Raw genomic sequence first — 10,941 nt, forward strand, 5'->3', positions numbered from 1 at the left:
ATAATTAAAATAAAACTCTAAAATCACTTTAAGCAGGAATTAATCTTGTTACTTTGCTGTATTGTACTAAGAACATTTTTTTGTATATTTTTGCATCATGATTTCCAAGCAGACCATTGATAAAATATTCTCAACAATCCGTGTAGAAGAGATTGTGGGAGAGTATGTGCAGCTGAAGAGGGCAGGGTCTAATTACAAAGGACTCAGTCCGTTTCATGATGAAAAGACGCCGAGCTTTGTAGTTTCCGCGAGTAAGCAGATCTGGAAAGATTTTTCTACAGGTAAAGGAGGAACGGCGATTTCCTTTTTGATGGAAATTGAAAATTTCACCTATCCTGAAGCGCTGCGTCATGCCGCAAAAAAATACGGAATTGAAATTGAGGAAGATCAGCGTGAATACTCTGAAGAAGCCAAGCAGGCACATACAGAAAGAGATTTACTCTATAAGATTCATGAAGTAGCTAATAATTACTTCCAGGAAATACTTTGGGATTCTGAAGAAGGAAGATCGATCGGGCTTTCGTACTTTAAAGAGCGTGAGCTGAAAGATGACATCATTAAAAAATTCCAGCTCGGATACTCTCCCGAACAGAAAAATGCTTTTACGGCTTATGCACTGGAAAAAGGTTATGCAAAAGATATCCTGGAAAAGTCCGGACTTTCGATTTTCCCCGAAAATACACCTTCCGGAGTTGACCGTTTCCGTGAAAGGGTGATCTTTCCGATTCACAGCTTTTCAGGAAGAGTATTGGGTTTTGGAGCGAGAATTCTCAAGAATAATGTTAAAACGGCCAAATACCTCAATTCTCCGGAAACGGAAATTTACCATAAATCCAATGTTCTTTACGGTCTGAACCAGAGTAAGCAGGCCATTTCAAGAAAAAATGTCTGCCTTTTGGTGGAAGGATACATGGACGTGATCTCGCTGCACATGTCGGGAATCGAAAATGTGGTGGCCAGTTCGGGAACTTCACTTACTACGGAGCAGATCAAATTAATAAAAAGGCTTACCGAGAATGTTACCATTCTTTTTGACGGTGATAACGCAGGAATAAAAGCCAGTTTCAGAAGTATCGACATGCTGCTTACCGAAGGAATGAACATCCGTGTTCTACTGTTCCCAGACGGAGATGACCCTGATTCATTTGCCAGAAAGCATCCGCAGGAATATGTTGAGAAATTCATTGAAAACCAGGCAATGGATTTCATTGACTTCAAAGCAGAGATTTTGCTGAAAGAAGTCGGTAACGATCCTATCAAAAAAGCGGAAGCCATCCGGGATATTGTAAAATCGGTATCATTTGTTCAGAATGCCCTCAAAAGAGAAGTGTACCTTAAGGAAGTTTCCAATAAATTCGGACTTTCGGAGCAGAGCCTTTTTAATGAACTCGATGTTCAGAAGCAGATCACACAGAACCAGACTCAGAAAGCCCAGGTGAAAGCCGAAGCGCAGCAGCCTGCCAAACTGCAGATTGTAGACGAACCGAGAGATCAGGTAGACCCGATTGTTTTTAATGTTACCAAGATGGAAAACGACCTGATCAACCATATGCTGAACTATGGTGATGTGGTACTGCAGCGTACAACACCCGATGAGCAGAATTATGAAATTACGGTCATCGAGGAAATTCTACATCATTTTGAAGAAGACGGCTATGAATTTCAGGTGGAGCTCAACAAAAAAATCGTAGATTATATTAAAGAGGGAATTGAAAAAGAAGAGCTGAGAAAAGGAAATTTCTTTTTCGGATTAATGGATGAAGAACTCAGTAAAGCGGCAGTTAATTCTATGAATATCTACAGTGAGCTGAATGACTGGTCCACACGGAATATTATTTCACCCAATTACGGTGACAAAATTCCCGAACAGGTTGCCGGTGATATTCTGATTCATAAATTCCGCTATGTGAATTTCCTGATTTTAAAAACCAAAAAGGAGCTTGCAGACCATGCTGATTCTGATGAAGGAAAATATTTTGAACTGATCAAAAAGATACAGATGCTCACTCTGGTGTCAGTAGAACTATCCAAAGTACTGAATTATTCTGCAATTACCGGAATTTATTCTGACAGATAACCATAATTATTTTTTCTTTTTAAAAAAGTCTGTGACAAAAAGTCCTATAATATTTTAGGAATAAAAGTTGTAATTTAAACTTCGTAAAATTTAATAATACATAACAGAAATATGGACATCAAAAAAGAATTCAGAGATTTCTCTGTAAAGCATTTAGGAAACAGCGGTCTGGCTACCGATCAGTATATGGGAATGTATGGTCCTACCAATCTTACACCATACATTATGGAAGAAAGAAGATTGAACGTTGCTCAGATGGATGTATTTTCACGTCTGATGATGGACAGAATCATTTTCTTAGGAACTGGAATTGATGACCAGGTAGCGAATATCGTTACGGCTCAGCTTCTTTTCTTAGAAAGTGCAGATCCATCCAAAGATATTCAGATTTATATCAACTCGCCGGGCGGAAGTGTGTATGCCGGATTGGGTATTTACGATACCATGCAGATCATTAAGCCGGATGTAGCAACGATTTGTACAGGAATTGCCGCTTCAATGGGAGCTGTATTACTGGTTGCAGGGGAAAAAGGAAAACGTTCTGCGTTGAAGCACTCAAGAGTAATGATTCACCAGCCTTCAGGAGGTGCGCAAGGGGTAGCTTCTGACATGGAAATCAACTTAAGAGAGATGTTAAAACTTAAAAAAGAATTGTACGAGATCATCTCCGAACACTCCGGACAAACATACGAGTGGGTAGAAAAGGCATCAGACCGTGATTACTGGATGACTTCCGAAGAAGCCAAAGGTTTCGGAATGGTAGACGAAGTATTACAGAGATCAAAAGACAAAAAATAATTTTTGTTAAAGATAGAAAAGCGCATCAATTAGTTTTTGATGCGCTTTTTTTACTAGGAGCTATTCCGGCTTTCCGCACTCGCTATTTTGAGGATTTTGGCGGCGCGGCGAAGCCGCGCCGCCAAAATCCTCAAAATGAGCTCAGACAATTGCTGCAATCCGGGCTAAAACAGCAGCCTTGTTGAAATTTACAGTCAATAAGGTTGATTTTGATCCAAAAATCAAGACTTTAACAAACTTTATAAATTCAGGGGGCTAAACGGCATCATTTTTCCAATTAAAATGACATAACACTTAAATCATTAAAATTATGTCAAAGAAAATTGCAATTTTAGCAACACACGGATTTGAAGAAAGCGAATTGAAATCTCCAAAAGAACATTTGGAACAGCAGGGCTGGACTGCTCACATCATCAGTCCGGAATCAGGAGCCATCAAAGCATGGGCTGAAAAAGACTGGGGGCAGGAATATCCTGTTGATAAAACATTAGATGAAGCAAACGCTTCCGATTATGATGCTTTGGTTTTACCGGGAGGTGTCATCAATCCTGACCAATTACGAACAAATGAAAGCGCACTGTCTTTCGTAAAAGATTTTTTCCAGCAGCAAAAGCCGGTAGCCGCTATTTGTCATGGACCGCAGATCCTTATTAATGCTGAAGTAGTGGAAGGCAGAAATATGACTTCCGTAAATTCTATCAGCCAGGATCTTAAAAATGCGGGAGCACAGTGGGAAGATAGTGAAGTGGTTGTTGATAACGGATTGGTTACCAGCCGTACCCCAAAAGATCTTCCTGCTTTCAATGCCAAAATGGTGGAAGAAATCAAGGAAGGGAAACATGAGGAGCAGACTTTGTAACTCACTAATTAAATAAAATAAAAAAAATTCGGCGGCATCGAAGATGCCGCCGAATTTTTTATTCTTCCTGTATAACCTTTTTTCTTTTAAAGAAAATAGTATATACCAATAAGGTCTGTACAAATACATTTCCCAAAAATATCAATATTGACTGATACATAGGTATCGGTGCATAAAAAGGCAATAGTTTGTCAAAGAAAATTGCCGGTGCACAAGCCATATATTGAACCGCAATCAATGGATATTGTAAAAACTCAGGCTGAATCCCAATAAAAAACTGATCATACAGGAAAGTATACACAATATCAAACAGAAGAACTCCAAAAAATAAGAGGATAAACTTTTTCACCTTAGTTAAAAGCCTCAATAATTTTTGAAAAATCTTCAAGTTTTAAAGCAGCACCGCCAATTAACCCACCATCAATATCAGGCTGCGAGAAAATTTCCTTTGCATTATCCGGTTTTACGGAACCTCCGTACAAGATAGAAACCTCATCAGCTACTTCCTGTCCGTATTTTGCAGCGATAATGCTTCTGATGTGCGCGTGGATTTCCTGAGCCTGCTCAGGACTTGCTGTTTCTCCGGTTCCGATGGCCCAAACCGGTTCGTAAGCGATAACCACTTTTTTAATTTCCTCCGCAGAAAGCGTAAAAAGAGCTACTTCCGTCTGGTTTTTTACCACTTCAAAATGTTGTCCTGCTTTCCTCTGTTCCAGCGTTTCACCGTTACAGTATACCGGAATCAAACCTTTATCTAAAGCCAGTTTCACTTTTTTGTTACAGTGAGAATCCGTCTCACCATGATACTGTCTTCTTTCAGAATGTCCGATCAGAGAACCGGATGCATCAATTGATTCAAGCATGTCTGCAGAAATTTCTCCGGTGTACGCACCGCTTTCATACTCGCTCATATCCTGTGAAAAAACGCCGATTTCATCTTTCTCAAAAATATCTTTTGCCATCATCAGGTATAAAGCCGGCGGCGCAATCCATACCTCACAGTTGGTCGCATTGTTGTTTTTATAGCTTAGTAACTGAACCATCAACTGTTGTGCATCAATTACGTTTTTGTTCATTTTCCAGTTTCCTGCAACTATTTTTCTTCTCATAGTTTCTTATTGTTTGAATGTAGATTCAGAATCATGTCAGAAGTAATTCTAACTTTTAAGTCTGATTTGTCAATTAATTAATGTTCCAGATTTTTTTCAAAAGTGTATAGTAAGAGTGTTCTTCATCGGTTACCTTATTATCGGCTTTAATAAGTGTTTTGGCAAATTGGATAAAGTTCTGACGTTCCTCTTCCATAGAATCGTCGTAGAAGCAACGGGCATGGAATTCAAAATGACCTTTCCATTCTTCGGGTTTCAAAAGTGCGATGGTCTCAAGCTCATTATCAAGATCCGTTTTAAAGGGAAATTCATCTGCCAGATATTGTTGCACCAGCATTCCTTCTTCCGGAGCAAATTCCCCGTCCACTGAAGATAAGATCATCAATAAGTGGTATCCCGCAATCGGTTTATTTGATTTCTGCATTATTTAAATATATTAAGTTTAGTGTTTATTGTTAAGTCTCAAAAGTTATTTGATATATTCCTTTGCCGGCTCTTTGTCGATAATTTTTCCGTTTTGCAAAACAAGTACGAAAGGATTGCTTCTTGCAATTGTTTTAATCGCGGTGCCGTCCATCATCATATTTTTAAGGGTTTTGAAAGTATTCGGTTCTGTAGAAATCCCGTATACAACGTTGGCCTTTTGTGCTTTTACTTTGGCTTCCACCTGCTTTAATAATTCCGGGGAAACATCTTTCGGATGATAAGAAAAAACAAGAATGGCTTTCGGTGCATTAATGATCTCTTCCGTAACCTCCATTCCCGTAGGATCTTCAATCTTGAACTTTACAATTTCAGATTTATAGCCTTCTTTTATCAGGATAGATTCATTTTTGCCTTCCTCAATTTTCCATGGAGATCCTTCTGCCCAGTATTTATTCTCTCTAATATAAGCATCCTGGTCCACTTTCAGCGTTTCTCCGGTTTTCTCATTTTTAAGCGAATAAAACGTCTTGTATTCCGAAGGGTTTTTATTGATTTTTTCTTTTTCAGCTTTCAGATCAGTGCCGATTTTATAGTCACGAAAATCGATCACTGGTTCATACAAAATTCCATAAGCTCCGATCCCGAGCATTACTAAGGAGAATACTGCTAAAAGGATATATCTCACCTTACTGGATTCTTTCTTTTCACTATAGCTGTATCCATCTTTTTTTCTGAACTCTTTTTTATAAAGAATAAATAAAATAATTAAAGCGAAGAGCAGTACAATATCTTTGATAAAGCTTTGCCACGGTGTAAATTTAATAGCATCACCAAAGCATCCGCAGTCCGTTACTACATTGAAATATGCCGAATAAAAGGTCAGGAAACCAAAGAATACACAAAGAGCAATGAGCGCGGAAACGGTGAATTTAAGTTTTAATTTGAGCAGAAGCATAAAGCCTAGCAGAAGTTCAAGAGTCACCACAATTACCGAAAACAACAGTGCAAACTTTTCAAAAAAAGGCATGTTGAATACGGAAGGAGAGAAGTATTCCTCCATTTTAAAAGAAAAACCAACCAGGTCCACCGCTTTTACAAAACCCGAAAGAATGAAAATAACGGCAATAACGAAACGTAATAAACCTTTGATCATATATAATTAGTTTTGAGATTCAATACTGTTTTTCTTTTCAGAAAATTTAATGAGACAGAAAACGGAATAATTCAGCATGTCAAAATAATTGGCATCAAGACCTTCTGATACGACCGTAATCCCTTGGTTATCTTCAATTTGTTTGGTTCGTAAAACTTTCTGGTAAATCAAGTCTGTAATTGAGGAAATCCGCATATCTCTCCATGCTTCGCCGTAATCATGGTTTTTCCGCTCCATCAATTGTCTCGCTTCAGTTGCATAATGATCATAAAGATTCAGAATTTCCTCTTTATTTTCATTAAAATCATTGGAAAAACCTTTCTCAAGCTGAATAAGCGCAATAATCGAATAGTTGATAATTGCTACAAACTCGTCCTCTTCGCTTTCATCCACCATTTTTTTTCCGGTCATCTGCAGCGTGCGGATTCTGTTGACTTTAATGTAAATCTGATCCGTAATAGAGCTTGGTCTTAAAACCCTCCACGCCGGTCCGTAATCCTGTAGTTTCTTGCTGAAAAGCTCACGGCACTGATTGATAATTTTCTCAAACTGTATTGATGTTTCTGACATAAATTTTCTTAATCTCCCAAATATACGAATTTTTGTGTGTTGCGTTGTTTGATCGCAGCGTTTAGAGTATGGAGTTTTAGGGTAGGAGCGTATAAGAGTTGAGTTTTGAATGGATTTTTTTTGAATGACAAAAGTTTTTATTCTCTATTTTTGTAATATAATTTTCAGTTTATATTGTTTTAAGTCTAATCATAACTATAAGTTTTGCAAGTACCTTCACTCTCTGACTATTCAGCTCCCCGAAGCTCCAGCTCAATCAACTGTAACGGAAGATTGGTAGACCTTTCGGTTCCTAAGATCATGGGAATTCTCAATCTCACGCCGGATTCATTTTCCGATGGCGGAAAATTCAATACGGAGAAGGCCGCACTGGAGCAGACGCACAAAATGCTGAAAGAAGGCGCTGAAATCATTGATATCGGTCCGCAATCCACAAGACCAAACGCTGAATTTCTGACTGCTGAAGAGGAAATTAGAAGACTGGGGAGTATCATTTCATTCATCAAAAAAGAATTCCCTGAAGCTCTTGTTTCGTTAGATACTTTTTATGCTGAAACGGTAAAGTTTGGTTTTAATGAAGGAATCGATATCATCAACGATATTTCCGGAGGCCATTATGATGAAAAGATGTTTGATACCGCTGCCGAAACAAAGCTTCCTTACATTTTAATGCATGTGAATCCTTCTTATGAAACCATGCATGATAAAATAAAATTCACAGATATTACACTTTCGGTTAACCGGTATTTTTCCGGAAAAACTGCAGAGTTACTCAATAAAGGAATTAAAGATATTATCCTTGATCCGGGTTTCGGTTTCGGTAAGATCGTAGCAGACCAGATGAAAATGATTGATGAGGTTAAATATTTGGGTTTTGGAAAATTCCCTTTACTGATAGGGATTTCAAGGAAATCTTTTATTTACAAACCTTTAGGTAAATCTCCACTGGACATCAATGAAGAAACACAAAAGTTTCACCTGAAAGTTTTACAGCAGGGCACAAAAATCCTCAGAGTTCATGATGTTGCAGCAGCAAAAAAAACGGTTGACTTGTTTAAGAGTGGAAGGGTCTGAGAATAGGAGTGTTTTAGGGTTAGAGATATGAAACAACCATAAATCGTTTATTAATGATAAATTTTGTTAGTATTAATATGAAATTAACTTTACTTTGAAAATCACCGTTTAACTTTCAACTCTAAAACTCTAAAACTCTAAAACTCTAAAACTCTAAAACTCTAAAACTCTAAAACTCTAAAACTCTAAAACTCTAAAACTCTAAAACTCTAAAACTCTAAAACTCTAAAACTCTAAAACTCTAAAACTCAATTAAGATTCGCAAGCTTATCTGCGAACTGTTTAGAAAATTCCTTTCGGTCTTCTTCCAGTTTGTCCTGATTCGATGGCAAAATATAGCTGAATAATATTTTTTCTTCCTCATTCAGGAAAATAATTTCTTTCTCATTTCCGTCGATCATCTGGGCAAAAATCTCCCACATGGAAGTGTCTTTCAGTTTTAGTAATTCAAAAAACTGTTCTGCCTGTATTTGGATAGTCTGCATTTGTTTAATTTTATTTTTATTATTTACTTTAAAATTCCAGAAGCTTCAGCTTAAACTGAACGGCAAAATTTTGCTTAAAATTCCGTGTAGTGTAATAGCCCACTCTGTAAAATAATCCCAGATTAAAGTAAGTGGAAAGGAAATTATTCCATTCCAGGCCGACTTCCTGATACAAATGGTCGAGCGGTTTAAATTTAAATTGGTGATATTCCGGATGCTTCATATTTCCGATGGTACCTCTCAAAACAAAATCAAAACTTGAAATATTCTGTCCGAAACTTTTAAAATACAGAGGCAGCTTATGGGTAAAATAGTAGGCTACGAAGCGGTCATTGTAATATTTCCCCCCTTCAAGCGTGGCAAACCCAAGAAATGAGGTCAGGTTGAAGTTAAAATCCCTTCTTGGCGAAGCCAGTCCGTTCATCGTAAAATTTTTCCATATCGGTGCATCTCCGATGACCATTCCGCCGTACAGCCGGAATCCGGTTGTTCCCAGCATGGTCTTGAAATTATGTACGAAAAGTGCATCAAACCTCGTATAATTGAAGTCACCGCTCAATGCCTTATAACTTTGTTCATAATTAAAATACAGCTCCGGATATTTCTGATCAATAAGGGATTTTCCCTGCGGTGTCATGATATTGGTAGAATTCGGGGAATATTTTAACGTAAACAGCGTATTGAAGTTATTAAAAGAAGAACCTCTGTCGCGGAAAGAATAATCAAACATGGCTTCCTCAAGATTTGTGCGGGCTGCAAAAACCAGCGTTAATCCGTTCGTAACATCATTAAGATAAGAAACAGAACCTCCTCTGTAATGATAATAACGGTCGTTATTCAGATTATTGCCATAGTTGGCCGTTCTCATTTTGAAGTTCCAGAGTCTTCTGTAAAATTCGCCGGAAGCAGTTACATCATCATAATAATCGATCCTGAAATAAGAATCTTTTTCAAGAGTCGTCTTAATATCAAGTCCGATTCTGTATTTCCATTTATCATCCTTAAAACCATAGGCAAAAGTGTAGTCTGGTGAAAAATACGGATTGAAATTTTCATTAAGTTTTGCTTTTAAACCTACCCTGAAGCCTTCGTATAAGTTATAATTCACGATTTCATCCACCGCAAAGTCTACAACGCCTATTTTTATCTGTCCGTTTAACAGCAGTCCGCTTAAAACTCTTGCTTTACGGTCAATATTATATATTTTTCCGAGGCTGTCGATGGTTTTATAGGTATTTCGTTCCCTTTCCGTTAAAGGATCCGTTCTAAACCGGTCCAAAGTTTTCCCGTCAATATTTTGTACAGAAAAAGTATACCCTTTAAAATCATTTTTATCATGATCGGCAGGCGACTGGTAATCAAAATACCGCGAAGTCAGGAAAGCATATGTTCCGAAGCTCTGCTTCTTGTTTTTTTCATGTTTTTCATCGGGATATTCTTTGTTATCCTCCTGCATGACCATATTGCTCATTTTCAGCTTTACGGTTTCATGGGCAAGGAACCATTTGTTATTGAAATAGATCCAGGTACTTGTAATGATGCCGTCATTTTTATTTTTGCTGAAATTTTCAATTTTTTTAATGCCGTACGTATCGGTATCAATATAGATAGCACCGTTATACTTTCTTTTTTTATCAGGATTTTTAAAATTGACCTCCCTGAAACGGATCACGAAGTTCTTTCTTCCGTCTATTTCAATGGTATCTGTCAAAAAGAATCTGTACAGTCCTCTGTTTTCCTTTTTAAGCTGTGCGGGAAGCTGGTCTCTGTTGCTCTGCTGGAGGGCGATCATTTCGTAGATCGGCTGTTTTAATCCGGAAATCCTGTTATCAAGGATATTGATTTTCTCGCCGTATTTTTTGGTAAATAAGAATTCCTGGGCTCTCTCCCAGAGAAACAATTTGCTTTTCGAAAATATTTTTCTGGCAGAAATGTTGTTCAGGGAATCTTTTTCTCTTTTTTTTCTGAATAGATCGGCATTTTCGAAAAACTGTTTGTATTGTAAAATGCTGTCTTCATCAATGTCCAGAGAAATTTTTTCATACGATTTGTAGGAATAGGAATCCAATGTTTTCGGTGAGTTTTCACGGAACAGCTGATTCACTTTTTTCAGGATTTCAAGTGCCCGGGGATCACTTTTATCTTCAATCACAACCGTTTCAATAGAAGTGACTTTTGATTGTGAGAAACCAAAAATGCACATACAGAAACATAAAAACAAGGCAATCCTTTTCATAAAGAGATGGCAAAATTAGTAATATTTATGATGCTGTAAAAGGTTTATTAATTGATATTAACAGCCGCTTTCATTGATGGTGTTGCTGAACGACATAATCCCGGAAATTCCGGGATTATTATTTCTGATCTTATTATATTTTTATCTTAAATTC

11 protein-coding genes are annotated in these 10,941 nt (G+C 37.5%); 4 read left to right on the forward strand and 7 right to left on the reverse strand.

The genetic code is table 11. The annotated features are described in order from the left end of the window. Window positions 1-97: 97 nt before the first annotated feature. The 3 genes from dnaG (at window position 98) to HHL20_RS03385 (ending at window position 3,734) form a co-directional block, all read left to right on the forward strand. Entirely contained in the window at window positions 98-2,077 is a 1,980-nt protein-coding gene (gene dnaG, locus HHL20_RS03375) for a DNA primase (RefSeq protein WP_169229772.1), read from the forward strand. Between the two features lie 111 nt (window positions 2,078-2,188). Beyond that, window positions 2,189-2,875 (forward strand): ATP-dependent Clp endopeptidase proteolytic subunit ClpP, encoded by a 687-nt coding sequence (gene clpP, locus HHL20_RS03380; RefSeq protein WP_089999356.1) that lies wholly within the window; start codon window positions 2,189-2,191, stop codon window positions 2,873-2,875. Window positions 2,876-3,185: 310 nt separating this feature from the next. Further along, a complete protein-coding gene (locus HHL20_RS03385; protein ID WP_169229773.1) occupies window positions 3,186-3,734 on the forward strand; it encodes a type 1 glutamine amidotransferase domain-containing protein in 549 nt (182 codons plus the stop codon). Window positions 3,735-3,792: 58 nt separating this feature from the next. Here the strand turns inward: HHL20_RS03385 and HHL20_RS03390 are convergent, their stop codons facing one another. The 5 genes from HHL20_RS03390 to HHL20_RS03410 all read right to left on the reverse strand — a co-directional run bounded on the left by HHL20_RS03390 (window position 3,793) and on the right by HHL20_RS03410 (window position 6,992). Further along, window positions 3,793-4,083 (reverse strand): hypothetical protein, encoded by a 291-nt coding sequence (locus HHL20_RS03390; protein ID WP_169229774.1) that lies wholly within the window; start codon window positions 4,081-4,083, stop codon window positions 3,793-3,795. A gap of 1 nt (window position 4,084) precedes the next feature. Continuing rightward, window positions 4,085-4,843, reverse strand: a complete 759-nt coding sequence (gene tpiA, locus HHL20_RS03395) for a triose-phosphate isomerase (protein ID WP_169229775.1) — start codon at window positions 4,841-4,843, stop codon at window positions 4,085-4,087. A gap of 73 nt (window positions 4,844-4,916) precedes the next feature. Continuing rightward, a complete protein-coding gene (locus HHL20_RS03400) occupies window positions 4,917-5,267 on the reverse strand; it encodes a tellurite resistance TerB family protein (protein ID WP_169229776.1) in 351 nt (116 codons plus the stop codon). A 45-nt stretch (window positions 5,268-5,312) separates the two neighbouring features. Beyond that, window positions 5,313-6,422, reverse strand: a complete 1,110-nt coding sequence (locus tag HHL20_RS03405) for a BT_3928 family protein (RefSeq protein ID WP_169229777.1) — start codon at window positions 6,420-6,422, stop codon at window positions 5,313-5,315. Between the two features lie 6 nt (window positions 6,423-6,428). Beyond that, window positions 6,429-6,992: a DUF1599 domain-containing protein gene (locus HHL20_RS03410; protein ID WP_169229778.1), complete on the reverse strand. Its 564-nt coding sequence runs from the start codon at window positions 6,990-6,992 to the stop codon at window positions 6,429-6,431. Between the two features lie 300 nt (window positions 6,993-7,292). Between HHL20_RS03410 and folP the strand changes: the two genes are divergently transcribed. After that, window positions 7,293-8,066, forward strand: coding sequence for a dihydropteroate synthase (folP, locus tag HHL20_RS03415; RefSeq protein WP_169231106.1), 774 nt, complete (start codon window positions 7,293-7,295; stop codon window positions 8,064-8,066). A 248-nt stretch (window positions 8,067-8,314) separates the two neighbouring features. Here the strand turns inward: folP and HHL20_RS03420 are convergent, their stop codons facing one another. Both HHL20_RS03420 and HHL20_RS03425 read right to left on the reverse strand, forming a co-directional pair. Beyond that, window positions 8,315-8,551 (reverse strand): hypothetical protein, encoded by a 237-nt coding sequence (locus HHL20_RS03420; protein WP_169229779.1) that lies wholly within the window; start codon window positions 8,549-8,551, stop codon window positions 8,315-8,317. 28 nt (window positions 8,552-8,579) lie between these two features. Next, window positions 8,580-10,754: a DUF5686 family protein gene (locus HHL20_RS03425; protein WP_228463079.1), complete on the reverse strand. Its 2,175-nt coding sequence runs from the start codon at window positions 10,752-10,754 to the stop codon at window positions 8,580-8,582. Between the last annotated feature and the right edge of the window lie 187 nt (window positions 10,755-10,941).

It is taken from the genome of Chryseobacterium cheonjiense, assembly GCF_012927265.1.
Classification (GTDB): Bacteria; Bacteroidota; Bacteroidia; order Flavobacteriales; family Weeksellaceae; genus Chryseobacterium; species Chryseobacterium cheonjiense.

Bases quoted from the DNA above. Each gene is read 5' to 3' on its own strand.
- clpP (WP_089999356.1), top strand. From the start codon at position 2,189: ATGGACATCAAAAAAGAATTCAGAGATTTCTCTGTAAAGCATTTAGGA.
- HHL20_RS03385 (WP_169229773.1), top strand. From the start codon at position 3,186: ATGTCAAAGAAAATTGCAATTTTAGCAACACACGGATTTGAAGAAAGC.
- HHL20_RS03410 (WP_169229778.1), bottom strand. From the start codon at position 6,992: ATGTCAGAAACATCAATACAGTTTGAGAAAATTATCAATCAGTGCCGT.
- HHL20_RS03420 (WP_169229779.1), bottom strand. From the start codon at position 8,551: ATGCAGACTATCCAAATACAGGCAGAACAGTTTTTTGAATTACTAAAA.
- folP (WP_169231106.1), top strand. From the start codon at position 7,293: ATGGGAATTCTCAATCTCACGCCGGATTCATTTTCCGATGGCGGAAAA.
- HHL20_RS03400 (WP_169229776.1), bottom strand. From the start codon at position 5,267: ATGCAGAAATCAAATAAACCGATTGCGGGATACCACTTATTGATGATC.
- dnaG (WP_169229772.1), top strand. From the start codon at position 98: ATGATTTCCAAGCAGACCATTGATAAAATATTCTCAACAATCCGTGTA.
- HHL20_RS03425 (WP_228463079.1), bottom strand. From the start codon at position 10,754: ATGTGCATTTTTGGTTTCTCACAATCAAAAGTCACTTCTATTGAAACG.
- tpiA (WP_169229775.1), bottom strand. From the start codon at position 4,843: ATGAGAAGAAAAATAGTTGCAGGAAACTGGAAAATGAACAAAAACGTA.
- HHL20_RS03405 (WP_169229777.1), bottom strand. From the start codon at position 6,422: ATGATCAAAGGTTTATTACGTTTCGTTATTGCCGTTATTTTCATTCTT.